General features: G+C 35.6%; 20 protein-coding genes. 15 read left to right on the forward strand and 5 right to left on the reverse strand.

Annotation, left to right across the window (positions count from 1 at the left end; all coding sequences use genetic code 11):
* Positions 1-60: 60 nt before the first annotated feature.
* Both GQR60_RS17850 and GQR60_RS17855 read right to left on the reverse strand, forming a co-directional pair.
* On the reverse strand, positions 61-1,011 hold the full coding sequence (locus GQR60_RS17850) for a phosphoribosylaminoimidazolesuccinocarboxamide synthase (RefSeq protein WP_124994243.1): 951 nt from the start codon (positions 1,009-1,011) through the stop codon (positions 61-63).
* Between the two features lie 234 nt (positions 1,012-1,245).
* A complete protein-coding gene (locus GQR60_RS17855) occupies positions 1,246-2,223 on the reverse strand; it encodes a PhoH family protein (RefSeq protein WP_124994244.1) in 978 nt (325 codons plus the stop codon).
* 136 nt (positions 2,224-2,359) lie between these two features.
* Between GQR60_RS17855 and GQR60_RS17860 the strand changes: the two genes are divergently transcribed.
* The 13 genes from GQR60_RS17860 to GQR60_RS17920 all read left to right on the forward strand — a co-directional run bounded on the left by GQR60_RS17860 (position 2,360) and on the right by GQR60_RS17920 (position 14,922).
* On the forward strand, positions 2,360-3,148 hold the full coding sequence (locus GQR60_RS17860) for an SAM hydrolase/SAM-dependent halogenase family protein (protein WP_124994245.1): 789 nt from the start codon (positions 2,360-2,362) through the stop codon (positions 3,146-3,148).
* Positions 3,138-3,419 (forward strand): putative quinol monooxygenase, encoded by a 282-nt coding sequence (locus GQR60_RS17865; protein WP_124994246.1) that lies wholly within the window; start codon positions 3,138-3,140, stop codon positions 3,417-3,419. The genes GQR60_RS17860 and GQR60_RS17865 overlap by 11 nt, the downstream gene beginning before the upstream one ends.
* A gap of 695 nt (positions 3,420-4,114) precedes the next feature.
* Entirely contained in the window at positions 4,115-5,713 is a 1,599-nt protein-coding gene (locus GQR60_RS17870) for a vitamin K epoxide reductase family protein (protein ID WP_124994247.1), read from the forward strand.
* Between the two features lie 73 nt (positions 5,714-5,786).
* Positions 5,787-5,942 carry a hypothetical protein gene (locus GQR60_RS17875; RefSeq protein WP_154675812.1) on the forward strand — a complete coding sequence of 52 codons (156 nt, stop codon included), beginning with the start codon at positions 5,787-5,789 and terminating at the stop codon, positions 5,940-5,942.
* A gap of 21 nt (positions 5,943-5,963) precedes the next feature.
* The gene (locus tag GQR60_RS17880; protein ID WP_154675813.1) at positions 5,964-6,122 is read left to right on the forward strand and encodes a hypothetical protein; all 159 of its coding nucleotides are present in this window, start codon (positions 5,964-5,966) and stop codon (positions 6,120-6,122) included.
* Between the two features lie 779 nt (positions 6,123-6,901).
* The gene (locus tag GQR60_RS17885) at positions 6,902-8,047 is read left to right on the forward strand and encodes a DEAD/DEAH box helicase (RefSeq protein WP_124994248.1); all 1,146 of its coding nucleotides are present in this window, start codon (positions 6,902-6,904) and stop codon (positions 8,045-8,047) included.
* A gap of 54 nt (positions 8,048-8,101) precedes the next feature.
* On the forward strand, positions 8,102-10,309 hold the full coding sequence (locus GQR60_RS17890) for a B12-binding domain-containing radical SAM protein (protein WP_124994249.1): 2,208 nt from the start codon (positions 8,102-8,104) through the stop codon (positions 10,307-10,309).
* 142 nt (positions 10,310-10,451) lie between these two features.
* The gene (locus GQR60_RS17895; protein ID WP_124994250.1) at positions 10,452-10,700 is read left to right on the forward strand and encodes a VF530 family protein; all 249 of its coding nucleotides are present in this window, start codon (positions 10,452-10,454) and stop codon (positions 10,698-10,700) included.
* A 28-nt stretch (positions 10,701-10,728) separates the two neighbouring features.
* Positions 10,729-11,361: a class I SAM-dependent methyltransferase gene (locus GQR60_RS17900; protein WP_124994251.1), complete on the forward strand. Its 633-nt coding sequence runs from the start codon at positions 10,729-10,731 to the stop codon at positions 11,359-11,361.
* A gap of 144 nt (positions 11,362-11,505) precedes the next feature.
* Positions 11,506-11,976 (forward strand): hypothetical protein, encoded by a 471-nt coding sequence (locus GQR60_RS17905; RefSeq protein WP_124994252.1) that lies wholly within the window; start codon positions 11,506-11,508, stop codon positions 11,974-11,976.
* 190 nt (positions 11,977-12,166) lie between these two features.
* Positions 12,167-13,021, forward strand: coding sequence for a TolB family protein (locus tag GQR60_RS17910; protein WP_124994253.1), 855 nt, complete (start codon positions 12,167-12,169; stop codon positions 13,019-13,021).
* Positions 13,022-13,486: 465 nt separating this feature from the next.
* A complete protein-coding gene (locus GQR60_RS17915; RefSeq protein ID WP_191991646.1) occupies positions 13,487-13,831 on the forward strand; it encodes a hypothetical protein in 345 nt (114 codons plus the stop codon).
* Positions 13,828-14,922, forward strand: a complete 1,095-nt coding sequence (locus GQR60_RS17920) for an ATP-binding protein (protein ID WP_124994254.1) — start codon at positions 13,828-13,830, stop codon at positions 14,920-14,922. Before GQR60_RS17915 ends, GQR60_RS17920 begins: the two co-directional genes overlap by 4 nt.
* Positions 14,923-15,216: 294 nt before the next feature.
* On the opposite strand, the gene GQR60_RS17925 is transcribed toward GQR60_RS17920, so the two are convergent.
* Positions 15,217-16,179: an IS3 family transposase gene (locus tag GQR60_RS17925; RefSeq protein ID WP_306598984.1), complete on the reverse strand. Its 963-nt coding sequence runs from the start codon at positions 16,177-16,179 to the stop codon at positions 15,217-15,219.
* Positions 16,116-16,424: a transposase gene (locus GQR60_RS17930; protein ID WP_124994256.1), complete on the reverse strand. Its 309-nt coding sequence runs from the start codon at positions 16,422-16,424 to the stop codon at positions 16,116-16,118. The genes GQR60_RS17925 and GQR60_RS17930 overlap by 64 nt, the downstream gene beginning before the upstream one ends.
* 288 nt (positions 16,425-16,712) lie before the next feature.
* Here GQR60_RS17930 and mazG point away from each other — a divergent pair, with 288 nt between their 5' ends.
* Both mazG and GQR60_RS17940 read left to right on the forward strand, forming a co-directional pair.
* Positions 16,713-17,489, forward strand: a complete 777-nt coding sequence (gene mazG, locus GQR60_RS17935; RefSeq protein WP_124994257.1) for a nucleoside triphosphate pyrophosphohydrolase — start codon at positions 16,713-16,715, stop codon at positions 17,487-17,489.
* 328 nt (positions 17,490-17,817) lie between these two features.
* Entirely contained in the window at positions 17,818-18,246 is a 429-nt protein-coding gene (locus GQR60_RS17940) for a cupin domain-containing protein (RefSeq protein WP_124994258.1), read from the forward strand.
* A gap of 186 nt (positions 18,247-18,432) precedes the next feature.
* On the opposite strand, the gene GQR60_RS17945 is transcribed toward GQR60_RS17940, so the two are convergent.
* Positions 18,433-19,581, reverse strand: coding sequence for a twitch domain-containing radical SAM protein (locus GQR60_RS17945; protein WP_124994259.1), 1,149 nt, complete (start codon positions 19,579-19,581; stop codon positions 18,433-18,435).
* Positions 19,582-19,864: the final 283 nt, after the last annotated feature.

Consider the following 19,864-nt stretch of genomic DNA (forward strand, 5'->3'; position numbering starts at 1 on the left):
AACCGAAATCCATTACAGATTTCGGTTTTGTTTTGTACTGTATTTTCAAATGTCTCAAGCCTATTTCAAAGTTTTCAGGCAATCTGAAATGTTTTTTTCGATTCGGGCATTAACAGCTTTGGCATCTGCTTTAACAAATTTTTCTCCAATAATTTGCTCGTACAACTCGATGTAACGCTCCGAAATCTGATTTACTTTTTCTTCAGTCATTTCAGGAACCTTTTGTCCGTCTTTACCTTGAAAACCATTCTCCATTAACCATTCGCGAACAAACTCTTTCGATAATTGTTTCTGCTGCACATTCTTAGCCAAACGCTCAGCATATCCTTCCGAATAAAAGTAACGGGATGAATCGGGAGTATGAATCTCATCAATCAGGTAGATTACACCATCTTTTTTACCAAACTCATATTTTGTATCAACCAAAATCAAACCTTTTTCGGCAGCAATCTCAGTTCCTCGGGCAAATAAAGCCTGAGTATATTTTTCAAGCATTTCGTAATCTTCTTTAGATACGATGCCTTGTTTTAAAATTTCTTCTTTGGAAATATCTTCATCATGACCTTCCATAGCCTTAGTTGTAGGCGTAATGATCGGTTTTTCGAATTTCTGATTTTCCTTCATTCCTTCAGGCATCGGCTCACCACAAAGTACACGTTTACCAGCTTTGTACTCTCTCCATGCATGACCGGTTAAATATCCTCTAATTACCATCTCAACCATAAACGGTTCAGCCAAATGACCAATTGTTACCATTGGATCAGGAGTTGCAATTTTCCAGTTTGGAACGATATCGGATGTTGCATCTAAAAAGCGGGTAGCAATTTGATTCAATACCTGTCCCTTAAAAGGAATACCTTCAGGTAATACAACATCAAAAGCTGAAATACGATCAGAAACAACCATAGCAAGATACTCATCGTTAATATTATAAACGTCTCTTACCTTACCTACGTAAAGATTCTTTTGATTCGGGAAATTAAAATCTGTTTTAACAATTGCTTCTTTCATTGCTCCAAAAATTCTAATAATTTATAAAAATGGTTTAAACTATAAGCCATTAGCCGTAAACTGCCAGGCATCAGCTGATATTCGCTGCATTCTGCTACCAAAATAACAATAATGTAAAATTCAGCTTTTAATTTAGTGCGAAGATAGATAAAAGTAAAAAAGTAGAAAAGCAGTAACAGCTATTTATATGCATCTTCACCATACTTTTTACAAAACTGTTTACCGGTAACTCTTTTACTGATCTTTGCTTTCTCTCTTTTTTTCTTGCCTGTCTTCTTCAATTTCGTAGGCTGTCACAATTTCTTTCACCAGCCGGTGACGAATTATATCTGACTTATCGAATTCAACCATTGCAATTCCTTTTATATCCTTTAAAATCCGAAAGGCCTGAATCAATCCTGATTGTTGCTTTCTGGGCAAATCAATTTGCGTGATATCACCTGTAATCATAAACTTACCACTGGTTCCCATGCGGGTTAAAAACATTTTCAACTGCTTTGTTGTGGTGTTTTGCGCCTCATCTAAAATTACAAATGCTTCGTTTAAGGTTCTTCCGCGCATGTAGGCCAAAGGTGCAATCTGAATGATTTCAGCTTCGAGATAATCGGCTAGTTTACGAGGCGGAATCATATCCAGCAGGGCATCATAAAGCGGTTGCAAATAAGGATCAATTTTTTCTTTTAAATCTCCGGGAAGGAAACCAAGATTCTCTCCTGCCTCAACTGCTGGCCGACTCAAAATAATCTTTCTCACCTCAGAATTACGCAGAGCTTTAACAGCCAGGGCAATTGCCGTATAGGTTTTACCCGATCCGGCAGGACCAACTGCAAAAATCATATCGTTTTTTGCTGATTTTTCGACCAACTTTTTTTGGTTAGCTGTGCGGGCACGAATAATTTTCCCATTATTACCAAAGAGAATAACGCTTTTAGGATCATCAGGATTCTGTATATCCGGTGTGTTTTCCAATACAATCCGTTTTATATTGGCCAATGTAAGAACATTGTATTGATTGTAGTGCTGAATCAAAAGATTCACTTTCATTTCAAACAAATCAAGAATCTTTTCTTCGCCGCTGGCAAATATTTCATTCCCTCTTCCAACAATCTTCAATTTTGGAAACATCTCCTTTAAGACTACCAATTTTGAATTATTAATTCCATAAAATTCAAGAGGATCAATTACCCCTAAAGATATGCTCTTTTCAATCATATATTCCGTTCAATATTCATTACTTTTGAGCCTACAAATTAATTATTAATTCTGATTTGTTTAGCTGTACCAAAGAGAAATCTGAATATATTTTCGTTTAAATAAATCTTCTTTCTCTTTAAATTTAGATCCATTTATGGCAATAATAAGTTTAACTACCGATTGGCAGCACCGCGATTACTATCTGGGGGCACTTAAAGGGCGCCTCCTATCGATCTGTCCTGGAGCACAATTGGTAGATTTAAGTCACAATGTTGGCAACTACAATATATCTCAAACATCTTTTATTATAAAAAATGCCTTTGTCCATTTTCCAAAAGGAAGCATTCATATTATTGGTGTTAAATCAGAAGAAACACCGGAACATCCGCACATCGTTGTAAAGTATCAGGATCATTATTTTATTGGTGCCGACAATGGTATTTTCAGTTTGATAATGAAAGGCGATCCTGAAGAAATTGTACGCATTGAAAATATTGAAAAGGAAGATCACTTTCATACTTTTCCGGAACTGAATGTATTCGCCAAAGCGGCTTCTCACATTATTAAATACAACAATCTCACAGAACTGGGATCTACCCAAAAAGAATTGTACCGATTGGTTCCCATCCGCGCATTAATTCAGAAAGGAACAATTACCGGACAGATTATTTATATTGATTCGTATGGGAATGTAACCACAAATATTTCAAAAGAATTGTTTGAATCGGTGCGTCAGGAAAGAGAATTCGAAATTTTGGTGCAAAGCAATCATTACCGGATTTCCAAAATCAATCAGAACTATCACGAAACTTCCGAAGGTGATTTTCTGGCGCTCTTCAACTCATCAGGCTTACTGGAAATAGCGATAAACAAAGGCAATTTAGCCGAGTTGCTGCAACTGGATATTAACTCCGATATTAGAATCAAACTTCATGATTATTAGATTTGTAAAGCTGGAAATACTTCCACAAAACATTGATGATTTTAAAAATCTTACATCGGGTGAAAAAGATGAAATTATAGCCTTTCCAGGTTGTTCTCATCTTGAAATTTTACAGGATGTATCAAATCCATCGGTATTTTTCACGGTAAGTCACTGGTGTTCGGAGGACGATTTAAACCATTACCGAAACTCTGATTTTTTTCAGGGCAACTGGAAAAAGGTAAAAAAATGGTTCGCTGCCAAACCTGAGGCATGGAGCTTATCTAAATAATTGGGACGTCTCCCTTTACTCTTACACATACATCGGGTCAGGCTTTCCACAACCACTCCCCGACTACCTAACTATCCTTAATTTGCTGCGGGTAACCTCTTCAATCCTTTACACACGTTTTCAATTCTTGAAATTAGCTGTCATCATCTCTTTGGGCCTTCAAAAAGCGAACCTTTCCTTATAGATTATCTTCAGCCTAAATGGGCTTGAATGCACCTTTAAACTTCAACTACAATCCAATCAAATTAAAAACTACATAATAGATTAAACAAATTAAAATATTCACATAATACAAAAATTAAACATTCACTAACCCCATATAACAAAGATAATTTGCCAACAAATAAATTATTTTAAACCACCAATAATATATTTTAATAGATCATTTACTTACATTAAAGAAACAATATGATTAAATTTAAATATCCCATAATTATTTATTTAAAAAATATTTCAATAAATTAGAAGATAAATCTCAAATTATACTAACAAACAAAAGTATTGCATTATGTTTTTTAATATTACTTCTCATTAAGCGTAAAAAAAATACAGTTTCTTTTACGCTTAATGTAGTGTAAATCTGCAACTCGAAAATGATAAAAACATGAAATAATTTAGGATGAATACACAACTCTCCAAAAGCAAAATTATATAATCTGTAACCCAATTAAATTGAATCATTATTCTTAATTCAAATGGACGAAAACTTATTTTTCCTATTAAAAGAACTACTCACAAAAAATAGCATAAAAGTTAATAATGAAGAATTAAAGCTTCAATTATTTGGTCACCCTTCGTATCCAAGTTTACATTCTTTGACCGGAGTTTTGGATCATTTTAACATCCCAAATCTTGCAATAGAAATTCCTAAAACAGAAGAAAACATTGCTCTTTTGCCCGATTACTTCATAGCTCATATCGAAAACAACGGAAGTGATAATTTTGCATTAATCAGCAAGAAAGCGGATGCTATTCAAATTACACGTGAGGGAAAAAAATCGGAGCTTGTACCCATTGACAGCTTTATTGATTTATGGACCGGAATTGTCTTAGTGATCGAAACAGATGAAAATATAAAAACAGATATCACTTCTATTTTCTCAAAAGTATTACTTGTAAGTATTCCAGTCGTACTAATTATTTGCTTTTTATTCTTAAGTCAAAACCCATATGAATCATTTCATTTTGCTTTTTCCATGATTGGACTAATGATATGTATCTTTATTCTTCAACATGAAATAGGAACTTCTTCTCAGGTTTTAAATAAAATTTGTACTGGTGTTAGTGATAAAGTAAGTTGCGATGATGTTATGCAATCGAAAGGATCCAATCTTTTTGGCTTTGTTAAATTAAGTGATCTTGGTATTATATATTTTCTAACCTCAGTATTATCTTCCTTGCTTTTTGTGATGAGTAAGAACAATTTCACTCCACTATTTGTAATAAGCCTTACAGCGCTGCCATTTACAATCTATTCCATCTACTATCAGTTCCAAATTGTAAAAAAATGGTGTCTCCTTTGCCTTGGTGTTATTTTGGTTTTATGGATACAATCGGCTTTGGCAACTGCAAATATCAATTCAATCTCTGAGATAATATCAGAACCAAATTCTTACTTACTCTTTGCATTTGCGGCATACCTTACCACAGCTCTTTGGCTATTCATTGCTCCCAAAATAAGACTAAAACCAGAATATTTTAAATTAAAAGTACAATTCAATAAATTCAAAAGAAACTTCGAAATATTCAACAATCTGCTTTCCAGATCGCAAGCAATAAACACCACAATTACAAACAGCAATGAAATAGTATTTGGCACTAAAAATTCTGAATTGGAAATCGTTATAATCACAAACCCCTTATGTGGCTTTTGCAAAAATGCTCACAAACTAATTCACATAGTACTAGATCAAGAAACAGAAGTAAAAATCATTGTTCGTTTCAATGTATCTCAAAATACCAAAGCCATTGATAATAAAATTGCATCAAAACTAGTTGAGATCTACCATATAAACGGGGAAAAGATATGTCTAACAGCAATGAATGAAGCCTATTCCAGCAGAGATTCTGCCACTTGGCTAAATAAATGGGGAGAATCAGAAAACGAATACTATTCTCAAATTTTAATGGAAGAAAAGAAATGGTGTACAAACAACAATATTCCCTTTACACCTGAAATTCTTCTTAATGGCAAATCCTATCCAAAAGAGTATGATTTTGAAGAATTGCAATATTTTCTTGAAGATCTTAACGAGTTCGAAGTTTCGACGCAAACAGAACTCATAACAGACTAAAAATAATTATAAAACTGAAGTCTTGACGGTTTTAAAATGTTCAAGATATACACACATTTTATTTTTTTATACCATGAAAGATTTACAAAAATTAAACGGCGCTAAAATTCTTAGCAAAAAAGAACAACAAACTGTTAAAGGTGGATACATCAAAGAATGTAAAACATACAAAGACTGTTGGGAAGGTTTCATCTGCAGTGGAGGAATTTGTATCTCTGGGGAAATATGATCATTCATTAGTATTTAGATTATGAACAGATTAAAAGAATTACTGGGAGCTAAAACTCTTAACAAAATTGAACAACAAGCTGTTAAAGGTGGACGCTCAAAATGCATTGATGATTTAAGTTGCCCTGATGGATATGGATGTGATCCTTTTGGAGTTTGCAGACTTATTCCGGCAATCTAATTAAAACTTTCTCTTCTTAAATTGAAAATTTTGAATAAAACCGAAATCTTGACGGTTTTAAAATGTTCAAGATTTACACACATTTCATGAAATTTGTGGCTTTGATAGGGACTGCGCAAGTGATGAATATTGTACTGATGGTGTTTGCGTCCCTCCTCGCTGGAAACCATAAATTAGATTAAAATATCTAGTGCTATTTTAGCTCTCTCTCTTGAGATTGTAATTGACAATCTCAAGAGAAAATTATCCGTGTTAAATAAACCAATCACCGAAACTCATTTTTTTTTCAGGGCAACTGGAAAAAGGTAAAAAAATGGTTTACCGCCAAGCCCGAGGCATGGAGCTTATACAATTAAATTAATGTGACGTATCCCTCCTTATCCTTTCCCGCATTCCATCTCCCTGTCGGGTCAGGCTTTTCGCATCCATTTGACACAACCACAATTCTTGCTGAAAAAGCTGTAGAATGGGCTTTACAAACAAGCTCCACTGAAAAAATAAGGATAAGAGTTAACCACAGAGAGCACAGAGAGCACAGAGAGCACAGAGAGCACAGAGAAAAAAAAATAAATTCTTTGCGCTTTTTGTAAATTAACATTGTGTGCTTCGTGATATCCCTTTGTGTACTTTGTGGTTAATTTTCCCAACACGCCTCACTCCAAAGCAACTTCCTTCCTTTAATTGTACTGTTGCTTTCTCCATTTATAGCTAGTTGAGCTTTATTTCCCTTATCTTTGTCGACGGAAATAAATCCGTACCAATAATCAGAACAAAAATATATGTCGTTTGCATCTTTAGGACTATCTTCATCTTTGCTAAAAGCTCTGGCCGATCAAAACTACACCGAATCCTATCCAATTCAAACAGAGGTTATTCCTGCCATTCTTAAGAAAAAGGATGTGTTGGGTATTGCCAAAACAGGATCGGGAAAAACAGCCAGCTATGTCTTGCCCATATTAACCAACCTTCAGGGAGGAAGTATTTCTAAGAACAGATACATCAAGACATTGGTATTGGTGCCTACCCGCGAATTGTCCATGCAGGTTTTGGAAGTTTTTCAACAGTTTTCATCTGCCCTCGCCGATCCGATTAAATGCCTGGCCGTTCACGGTGGTGTTTCTATCAATCCGCAGATGAAGGCGATGAACAATGTAGACGTTTTGGTTGCTACTCCCGGTCGTTTATTGGAATTGGTAGATTCGAATGCAGTACACTTAACGGAAATTGAAGCCTTGGTACTGGACGAAGCTGATAAAATGCTGAATCTGGGTTTTAAAGATGAGATGAACCGCATATTTGCTTTATTGCCTAAAAAACGTCAAAATCTTTTGTTCTCGGCCACTTTAAGCGATGATGTAAACAACGTAAATCAGGTTCTTTTGAATGAACCAGTAATTATAAAAATAGAGGCTGAAGAAAATACGCTTGATTTAATCGATCAGATAGCCTACTCGGTTAGCGAAGAAAAAAAAGGACCGTTGCTTCGGTATATCATTAAGAAAAACAATTTAGAACAGGTTCTTGTTTTTGTATCATCGGCACACCGTGCTGATGCTGTTGCCTACAAACTAAGCAAAAATGGCATTCAGGCTACCAGCACTCACAGCAAGAAAAGTCAGGGAGCAAGAACTGAAAATCTGCGCAAGTTTAAAACCGGGAAGCTTCGGGTTTTGGTTGCTACCGATTTATTGACCCGAGGTATTGATATTGAATTTTTGCCTTACGTGGTAAATTACGATTTGCCTCGATCTCCTAAAGATTACATTCACCGAATTGGTAGAACTGGTCGTGCAGAATCGCCGGGAGAAGCTATTTCTTTTGTTTCTGAAGAGGATGAACACCACTTTAAAGTGATTCAGAAAAAAATGAAAATAAGACTGAACCTTATCAAGAGTGAAGATCTTGATCTTAAGAATAATAAATAAAAGCTTGTTATAGAAAACAAGTATACCAACAACGAATTTATAAAACGCATTCACGTGAAAGACCTTTTTCTGGTAACTCCACCTTTTACTCAATTAAACACCCCTTATCCGGCAACAGCCTATTTAAAGGGATTTTTAAATGAGAAAAACCGATCTTCCTTTCAAATGGATTTGGGTATTGAAGTAATTCTGGAGATTTTTTCCAAAGAAGGTTTATCGGAAATTTTCGAAATCGCTTTTCAGAAAGAACAGATTATTTCGGAAAATGCATCAAGAATCTACGCCCTTCGAGAACATTATTTATTGGCAATAAACGATGTGGTTTCTTTTCTGCAAGGGAAAAATCAGACTCTGGCACGACAAATTTGCACTGAGAATTTTCTACCGCAAGCCTCGCGCTTCAATCAGGTGGAAGATCTGGAATGGGCTTTTGGTTTGATGGGAATGCAAGACAAAGCCAAGCATTTGGCGACTCTTTTTCTGGAAGATTTGTCGGATTTTATTACCGAATGCATCGATGAGAATTTTGGCTTTAGCCGATATGCCGAACGATTGGGCCGAAGCGCATCTACCTTCGACCAATTGCAGGGGCATTTGCAGGAAGAGTTAAGCTATATCGATGAGTTAAGCATTAAAATACTGGCTAAGCAAGTAAACATCCAAAATCCTAAATTGGTTTGCTTTTCGGTTCCTTTCCCCGGAAATTTATACAGTGCCTTTCGTTGTGCTCAGTTCATTAAAAAAGAGTATCCTGCCATTAAAATTGTAATGGGCGGCGGATTTCCAAATACCGAATTAAGAAGTCTGACCGACCCCAGAGTCTTCGATTTCGTTGACTATATTACATTGGACGACGGTGAACTGCCTTTGGAACTTCTGGCGAATCATGTACTGAATCCGGTTAACGAAACACCAGCATTAAAACGAACTTTTGAACGGATAAACGGCAAAGTAAAATACAACAATTCTTCTCCCATTCAGGATTACAAACAGCATGAATTGGGCACACCCGACTACTCCGATCTTTTGCTCGATAAATACATTTCGGTAATTGAGATTGCCAACCCTATGCACAGTTTGTGGAGCGATGGACGATGGAACAAATTAACCATGGCTCACGGTTGTTACTGGGGCAAATGTACCTTTTGCGATGGTTCGTTAAATTACATCAAATCTTTCGAACCCATTGCGGCCAAAGTGCTGGCCGACAGAATTGAGAAAATTGTGGCACAAACCGGAGAAAAAGGCTTTCATTTTGTTGATGAAGCAGCACCTCCGGCATTGATGAAGGCTCTTGCCATCGAGATCATTAAACGCAAACTTAACATTACCTGGTGGACCAATGTCCGGTTTGAAAAAAGCTTTACAAAAGATCTTTGTTTGCTGCTGAAAGCTTCGGGTTGCATTGCCGTTTCGGGCGGACTGGAAGTTGCCTCCGATCGATTGTTAAAATTGATCAATAAAGGAGTCACTCTAAAACAGGTAGCTCAGGTTACCAATAATTTCACCGAAACGGGAATTATGGTTCATGCCTATTTGATGTATGGATTTCCATCGCAAACAGTGCAGGAAACCATCGACAGTCTGGAAGTGGTTCGGCAAATATTCGAATTGGGGATTGTGCAATCGGCCTTTTGGCATCAGTTTGCACTTACAGCTCACAGTCCTGTTGGGCTAAATCCATCAGCTTACGGCATTACGCCCGAGTACAAAGCTATTTCGTTCGCCAATAACGACATTCAATTTACCGACAAAACGGGAATCGATCACGATCTGTTTAGCTACGGATTAAAAAAATCGCTCTACAATTACATGCACGGACTGGGCTTTGAAATTCCTTTGCAGGATTGGTTCGACGATGTACCATCCGGTTTTAGAATTCCGAAAACCAGTATCAGACAGGATTTTATTCAAAATTGTCTGGAAGCTGTCGAATACATCACTCCAAAAGATTCAGCAAAACCAATATGGCTGGGAGGCGTACCGGAAATAGTGACCATTACGAAATCGAAAAAAGGCCGAAGTTGGAAACTATCCAAAATGTGTTTTCATGAAAAAACAGAAAGTTTTGAAATATCGCTCGAAAAAGAAAAAGGAGATTGGTTGCTTGATGTACTGAAAAAAATATCCGTAAAGGAAGAAAACACACTTAGTTTGGCGGCTTTAAAAGCCGACTTTGAAAATCATTTTGAAGATTTTGAATTGTTTTGGTATTCGAAACCGATGAATCAATTACGGGAACATTCTTTGCTGATTTTATAAAAGTAATTCCCCACCCCAACCCCCTAAAGGGGCTTAAAAACAACAGTTTGGGAAATAGTCCCCTTCAGGGGATTTAGGGGTGAAAAAGTAAAGAATAATTATAAATTATTAATTCACAATTAGTAATTAGCTAATAGTTAATATGGAATCAAACGAAAATAGTACAACCAACAGAGAGCAGGTAAATAATCCCTTGCACGGCGTTAAACTATCTGATATATTGGAATTTTTGGTGGCCTATTATGGCTGGGAAGAATTGGGAAGCATGATTAAAATAAACTGCTTTACCAGCGATCCTTCCATTAAATCGAGTCTGAAATTTCTGAGAAAAACACCATGGGCCCGCGAAAAAGTGGAAGGTCTTTATCTGAAATGCGTACGGAAACACTAAACACAGAACTAATCCTAAGTTCATTAACATGCAGTATCAATGTCCTCTTTGTAACAGCAATGCGAAACTTTTTTATAAAACAGAGAATCGCATTCATTATCAATGCAACACTTGCTTTGGGATATTTGCCGATGCAAACTCAAGACCTGGTCAAGATGTTGAAAAAAAGCACTATCAGCAGCACAATAACGACATTGATGACAAAGGATATCAGAAGTTCGTCTCCCCCATTACCAATTCCGTTCGCCGGGATTTTACTGCAAATCATAAAGGTCTGGATTTTGGTGCAGGCACAGGTCCTGTAATTTCCAAAGTACTGACTGATCATGGTTTTTCCATTGCTCCCTACGATCCTTACTTTCACAACTACCCAAAATTGCTGCAAGAAAAATACGATTACATCGCCTCCTGCGAGGTGATTGAACATTTCTATAATCCGCACAAGGAATTTAGCTTTCTGAAAAAAATGCTGAAACCCCAGGGAAAGTTGTACTGCATGACCCATCTTTACAACGAAAACATCGATTTTGCGAATTGGTACTACAAAAACGATCCCACTCATGTGTTTATCTATCAGAAACAAACATTTGAATGGATTCGAAAAGAATTTGGATTTTCTGATGTTTGTATTAAAGATCGGTTAATTACATTTTCTGTCTAAATTACATCCGCTAATAAATATTACTTGTCCTATAACCGAGCACAATACCAAATTCACATGATCAAAAATATGAAGAATTTGCATTTTCTTATGTCTATATCAAAATAGATTAATTACCTTTTCGGTACAATTAACCCTTAGGCTATGATTTTAAAATACACAACAGGAAAACTGCCTCCCAATTTCTTTATGCTGGGTGTTATTTTATTGCTGATAGGCATACTGGCTATAATTATGTCTGAATTTGCAGGTATTGTGGCTATTCTTTTGTCTATCCCCTTACTATTTATCCGCACAGGCATTTTAATTGATAATAAAAAGAAACGGATCAAAAAATACATCGGTCTGTTTGCATACAAAACAGGGAAATGGGAAAGTATCGCCCAAATTCACCACCTTCAAATTATCCGGGTACGCCAAACCACAGGAATGGCTGTTCTCTCCATCACCCGAAACGAAACCAATATTGTTTACAAACTGTTGGCCGTTTTGCCCAACGAAAATATTGAACTTTTATCAGGAGAAGGACGCTTTATTGGTGAAGCGGCAAGCGATATTTCAAGCCAATTGAATACTGAAGTTTTAGAACCTGCAAGCGGAATTATGCAAAAGTAATTTTAGGTTAAATTTCAGAATAACATTGCTTACCAGTGACCTTACGTGAAAGACACAAATTAAAATTATCCTTATCTCCACATTTCGGAAACGACCGCTGATAATGAATCGGGACTAGTGGAATTTCTTACTTTTCGCAGCCAGACCTTTCGTTCACAAAATAGATTGAATACAATAAATTAAAGAAATCATGAAGAACAAAGTCACTTTTATCCTTTTTGTCATTATAAATACTCTTGCTGCTTACGCCCAAAATAATGAGGTAAATTTGAAAATATTTGATAATCCTCCAGATACTATTCCAAAAATTTTTGCCAAAGAACTAATTTCCATTGCAGACAGATATGAATATGGTCTGGCTATTTCGCCGGATTACAATGAAATATTTTTTACTGCAACAAAACCAGGGGATGGATTAATGCTTACCCGAAAACTTGATGATGACAGCTGGTCAACTCCAAAAACAGCCAACCTAAGAGGCAATAACAGTAATGAACAAGAAGCATTCTACACCCCTGACGGGCAAAAATTATATTTTGCTTCAGATGTTAATGATACAACGCGGCTTTGGGTTTCCTTAAAAGAAAATTCCAAGTGGTCTCTACCAATATTATTAGATTCACCTGTTAATAACACACGGGTATTTTGGGCTACGTTTACAAATAATAATACAATGTATTACTCAAATCTATCCAATTTTAAAATTTACAAATCTAAGCTTGAAAACAATCAATATAAGGTAACAGAAAATGCCGGCATTCCATTTGGTATGCATCCATCAGTTTCTAAAGATGAAAGTTTTATTCTTTTTAATTTTCGGGGAGATATCTATGTTGCATTTAAGAATAACGAAAACGTATGGGGAAAACCACGAAAATTAGAAGGATTAATTAATACAACTGAATTTAGTGAAACTTGCCCATCATTGTCTCCAGATGAAAAATTCGTATTTTTTAGCAGATATAATGACTTAAATAAAAAAAGTGATATTTATTGGATTAGCTCAATCGTCATTGAAAAAACAAGAAAGAAATTTATTAAATAGTTAACGCAAGCCTACCCACGTTAATCTGAAGTTCCTAAAACTAAAAATGACAACTCCCTCTTTGCAACATTCCAAATTAAGTTATTTGTCTGTTTTTGCGAATTTAAATGAATAGAAATTAAACTTTCAGACCCCCTCAGTTTATCGGATTACGAAAAACCCTTAGTGCAATTTTTGAAGAAAACATGGCTGTAATCAAATAACCAACACCAAGTGCAATAACATAGCGGCAGAACCTTTACTCAGCACTTTTAACTTAAAAGAGATTCGCACTTTTTAATGAAGATAAAAATGGGGCGATGGGTTGCATTAGCCCAACTTTAGCCGTAATTTTACAAAAAATTAAAAGAATCACATTTTTCACCTTATTTGCCAATCAGACTAGAAAACAATTTGGTTCAATTTTAAATATTATTATTTATCTTAGTACATGTAACTAATAACGGACAAAAAAACTAATAAATAATGGAATCACCGATAAAATATTCAGTACGATTAAGTTTCGAAGAAATTAAACTTCCACCCTTTGAGGATATTTTGGTTCTTGGAATAAATTCACCTCATGGTAAAAATGGAATCTCAAAGTCATTTGAACTTTTAATTCCAAATGGATTTGAGATTGTTGAAACAGACCATGAAAACATCGATTGCGTTTTTGTTAACAATAGAATTTTAACAAAAATGTCTAAAGATAAGATTCTTGCAATATTGATTAAAAACGTTTTTCCATTTGTGTCTCCTTCTGAAATAATTAAAGTTGATTTTAAAGTAACAATTACTTATACTACTATCGAAGATGAACTTATATGAAAGTTGAACATTTAATACGAAAAAAATTTATTACCACTAATCCCTATTCTGGAATCAATGAAATTAAAAATCTATTGCTTAAAAACAATGCAATAGTTGTTCAGGATGAGGAGAAATTTTATGGTGTTTTAACACCTATAGACATTATACAAAAACCTAGAACACTGGCAATTGATTGCCTTACCGTTAAAACACTTATTGATTCCGAACAATCTATTGAGAAAGTTCTATCGAGTATGAAGTTTGACAACTCGGATGTATTACCTGTTAGTAAAAATGACACATTTATAGGCTTAGTATTTAAAAATGATCTTTTTAATTATCTCACTGACTATAATGAAGAATTAGAAAACAAAATAAAAGAACGAACAATTGAATTGGAGAAAGCAATAGGAATGAAAGATTTGATGTATTCCATTATTGCTCATGATTTACGTAATCCATTTAACAGCATTATTGGTTTTGCAGATCTTTTAATCGAGAATATCAGCACTTATAATATTGATAAAATTAAACATCAAATTAAACAAATATCTTCTCAATCAAAAAAGGCTTACATACTACTTGATAACCTACTAAACTGGGCACTTTCACAAACAAATCATATTTCGTGCAATCCTGGTTTTTGTAATTTAGATCTAATAACTAAGGAAGTTATCGAACAATTAAAAATTTCTATCCAAATCAAAGATATTACTCTAAGGTGTTTCCATTCTCAAAATATTTTTGCTTACGCAGATAAAAACATGGTCGAAACAATCTTTAGAAATCTTATCTCGAATGCAATTAAATACTCAAATGAAGGAGGTGAAATTAATATTTATTCCTATTTGCAAGACAATAATTATATTGAAATAACAATTTCAGATACAGGTATCGGATTAAGCGAATCTGAAAAAAGCAATATTTTCAACATTGAACAAGTTATTTCCAAACCAGGAACAGCAGATGAAAAAGGTGTTGGTTTGGGTTTATTAATCTGCAAGGAGTTTGTAGAAATGCAGGGTGGGCAGATTTGGTTGGAAAACAAAACAGATGAAGGTTGTGAGTTTAAATTTACATTACCTGTTTATGGTGACTTACTAGTTTAAAATTCAGGATCCAATTACATAAATCATTGATAATTAAACAGACTTATTCACAGGTAATCACTGATGGAAAGAATCTCTCATACCAATGAACGTAGGGAGAAAATTAAGACAAGAACAAACCTACTTCACCCTAACAAACATTAAACTTCCAAAAATTTTAAGATTGTTGAATTGATAAGTTTTCAGTTGTCTCAAAATTACAACATGTTTTGACCCCTGATATCCTAGAGTTTTATTCTATTTTTTAATTTTCATTTTATAGAGCGATTCAGGCTCTGTCAAAATTTAATAATACTAAGCTATTTTCCCGAGCTTTTTAATTAAATGCTGATCCTGCTTCCACTTTTCAATTGGAGTAATTCTCCCAAGTAAACCATGTAATCTTTCACTATTATAGAATGGCACATATCTTTTGATAATCTGCTGTATTTCACCGAAAGTACGATAATCGACTCTGTCAAAGATATCTCTCTTTAAAGTACCGTGATAAGCTTCAATATGCGCATTTTCTTCAGGTGTTGCCACGTGAGTAAATTCTTGTTCAAACCCGACCAAATGAATGTAATCTCTCACATTACGAGCAATAAACTGACTTCCATTATCAGATCTGATTATCAGAGATTCTGGAGTTGGATATTCATCGATAATTGTTGATAATAATTCAATCACCTCTTTTTGCTTTACATTGAATGCAAAAGTATAACCTAATATTTTTCTAGTATGAACATCAATTACCGATAAAAGATAAGCGTTCTTTCCCATATTGGGAATCCAAATCATTTTAATATCCATTTCAAGACACTCCATAGGATGGCTTGTATATACCTTTCGGAATTTAACGAATTTACGCCCGCCACCACTTCTTTTAATTCTTGAATTAGGCTTTAAAAGACCAGTATTACTCATTATTCGGTATACTTTCTTGTGATTGATATCATAACCTTTGCGTTGAAGATATTTAGTCATTATTCGATAACCGCAATCTATAAATTCATGCTTCAATATGTCCTTTATCGATTCAACGACAATCTTTTCCGCAACCAGGCCATCACTACTATGTTTTGTTTGCTTGGAAGGCAAAGGACCTTTTCTACCATTTGGCTTTTCTTTATAATAGCAGCTACTCTCTGAGAGGCCTACGTACCTTAGCAGAGCGTTGATGTTAACAGAATACTTTGTGCGAAAATAATCTACTAAATCTTTCTTGGATCGTCTGTTCCAAACTTTTTTTTTAGAAGTTCTTTCTGAATTTCCAATTCAATTTCCCGGTCTGCTAAAAGCTTGCGTAGAATCCGAATCTCTTCCTCAGCTTTCTTCATTTCTGGACTGCTGTTATCATATTTAACTCTTAAGCCGGCTTCGCCTTTGGTATCGAACTTCTTTTTCCAATTATAGAAAGCTCCAGTACTAACATTATGCCTTCTACAAACTTCTACTACATTACCAGTTTTTGCCTCGCTTAAAATGGCTAGTTTTTCTTCTAATGTCCAACGTCTTTTCATACCCTAAATTTAACTGTTTTAAATCTGAAATTTTACTCCAGTCTTTTTCGGGGCTAAACTACAACATCTGTGAGTAATTTGCCTTGACCTAACAAAAACTAATTCCATTTTATTTAAAGTTGCTTTTGAATTTAAATTGGTACAACGCGTGATTATTAAGTCGCCAACTACCAAATGATTCGTTTAGCTGATTTTTACTCTCCCCAACATTTATTTACAATCCAAATAAATCCCAAAACTCCCAAATACTTTTGTAGATTTGATCTTCGAATATAAAATGCAGAACAAATGGATCGAAAACTAAAAGCCTTTGAGCGCTTATTAAATATCATGGATCAGCTTCGCAAAAGCTGTCCGTGGGATAAAAAGCAGACCTTTGAGAGTCTGAGAACGCTGACCATTGAAGAAACCTACGAGCTGGCCGATGCCATTTTAAAGGGTGAAAATCAGGAAATAAAGAAAGAATTGGGCGATATTCTGCTCCACATTGTGTTCTATGCCAAAATAGGTTCTGAAACCAACGATTTCGACATTGCTGATGTTTGTGATGGCATCAGCGAAAAACTCATCTATCGTCATCCTCACATTTTTAGCGATACCAAAGTTGCCAATGCCAGAGAGGTAGAAGAAAACTGGGAACTACTGAAACTAAAGGAAAAAGACGGTAACAAATCGGTTTTGGAAGGTGTTCCGCAAAGTCTGCCAGCTTTGGTAAAAGCCAACCGAATTCAGGATAAGGTACGAGGTGTAGGCTTCGACTGGGACGAAAAAGAGCAGGTTTGGGAGAAGGTGAAAGAAGAAATGATGGAATTGCAGGAAGAAATTATCAATGGCGATCAGAACAAAATGGAAGCCGAATTTGGCGATATGTTCTTCTCCTTGATTAATGCGGCACGTTTGTATGGTGTAAATCCTGAAAATGCACTGGAACGCACCAACCAAAAATTCACCAGACGATTCAATTATCTGGAAAGTAAAACCATGAAATTAGGACGAAACCTAAAAGACATGAATCTGGAAGAAATGGATGAAATTTGGGAAGAGGCCAAGCAGTTTGACAAGTAGAACTAAAGCTACAAGAAACAAGTTTCAAGGAAAAAGCAAAAAGACCTTACAGCCTCTAACAATTAAAATTAAAAAGTGCCTTAAGTTGTCATTGATTTCGACTTAAGGCACTTTCTGTTTGAAGTACTTTTAACTGATTTTGCTATCTTGTGTGTTCCATAAAAATAAGAAAAATGAACATTCTTCAAATCATACCCGGTTCGGGAGGCAGTTTGAGAAGTCAACTCACTGAAATTGAACAACAAATTTAGCAAAGTCGTCAGACCTCCCTTGTGGATCATGAATCGAAGCCTTTACAAACAATTTTGAATCAATAAACTATTTTAAAATGAAAAAATTACTGATCCTGTTTTCTTTCTCAAGTCTACTGCTGTTTGCTTGCAATACCAGTGAAACAAGCAAGACCGAAGTTATTACTTTAAGCAAAACATCTGAGAGCTGGAATGGCACTCCCCTTCCAAAATATCCTGATGGCAATGCAGAAGTAACTATTTTGAAAATAACTATCCCTCCCAAAACAAAACTGGAGCTGCATAAACATCCTGAAATTAATGCAGGCGTTTTATTAAAAGGTGAATTAACTGTAATTAGTGAAACCAAGGACACGCTTCACCTTAAAGCTGGTGAATCCATTGTTGAATTAGTAAACCAATGGCATTACGGGAAAAACGAGGGCACTGTACCAGCCGAGATCATTGTTTTTTACGCGGGAATTAAAGGCACACCAATCACTATTGGTAAGCATGAGGAAGAATAAATTATGGATGTATAAAAATCGTGTGCATAGTAAAAATTAAATTGAAACATCAGATTTCACATGAAAACACCCCTTCCCCTTACAATGGGAAGATACTACTATTGACAAAATGACTAAGCGAACCGATTCTCCCTTTTTAAGGGGAGATGCCGAAGACAGAGGGGTGAATTACCTCCAGTGAAGTAATTAAAATGTCAAAACCTTATCTACACTTTCATTTCTCATCTCATCAAAAATTTTAGTTTCTTTTTGGAAGTTTTTCCATTGTTTCGAGAAATCATCGCTTAGCATATAGGCTTCGCATTCTTTAAATTGATTGGTAACCGATTGGGGAATCTGCTTTTTGGCTGCCCATTGGTAAAATTGATGAAAGGCTGCAACCACCTTTTGTTTGCTGCTTTCAGGCAGTGCTTTAGTGTTGTAATGCAAGGGGCGGTCGAGCATGTTAATGTAGAGGCCATCGGGTTCTATAATCTGCTCGAGCAGGCAAATTTGGTACAAAGCAGGCAAATTCAAAATGGAAAAAACCGAAATGGTCGGGGCAATTAAGAAACGAATGTTTTTGTAAGTACGAATTTGCTCTCTGTTCGCCAAAAACCGCTCCCAATTGAATCCTTTTCGGATGTATTCCCCCAATTTGCCATGTGCATCAATGCTGGCCAATATTTCTACTTTCGAAAATTGTTTCCAGTAATCCAATACACTGTACTCTCCCATTTGTAAAACGGAAAAGTTGGTGTTGTAGCGCAAATGGATTTGTGTGGCTTTATTTTTCACTAGCCAATCGAGCAAAAGGTAATGTTCTTTGGTAACCAAAGGCTCGCCACCTGCAAAGTAAATTTCTTTGGCCTGCAGCAAAGCTTCACCTGTTTCTGCAATAAACGCATCAAAGTCCTGAATATTCTGCAGTAAAGCTTTCTCACCTAAATTACGTTTCATTTGTTTGGCTTCGGGAAACCATCCTGAGCTGGCGCCATGCCAGCAGGTGCGGCAGGCAAAATTACAGGCATTCGAAAAACGGATGTCAAAAGTAAATGGCAAATTTATTTCCTTCTCATGAAAATCGGCACCAAACTTTTCGTGCGTTTCCTGACGGATGCTCTTCCCTCCAGCTTCCTCTAAACGGTAACAAACAGCACAGCGGGAATCTTTTTCTCCTTTTTCAAATCTGGCTCTCAATTCGTTTATGGCATCGCCATTCCATATTTCTGAAAAAGACTGGGTATTGCAATCTCCGTAAGGAATATTGGCAACACAACAGGCTTTTACACGCCCGGCATTTCCTACATGATAATGTATCCAGGGCATCAGACAGTATGGTTTTTCTTTTGTCATTTAACAAAGATAGGAATTGAATTATGAATTAATAATTATCAAATAACACAAGCAATACAACCCTTTTTCTCTGCGCCTCTGCGGTATAATTATTTTTTCCGTTGTGCCACTTGGTGAATGCCTTCGGTTTTCTTTGTGGTTAAAATTCTTACGCTTCACCGATTATTTTACACCACAGAGACACGGAGTCCAACACAGTCTTAGGATAGGATCTCTTTTGTGAATTTGATGTTGCAAATTAATAATTATTAAATAACACAAGCAATACAACCCTTTTTCTCTG

Source organism: Labilibaculum euxinicum (assembly GCF_009795715.1).
GTDB lineage: Bacteria > Bacteroidota > Bacteroidia > Bacteroidales > Marinifilaceae > Labilibaculum > Labilibaculum euxinus.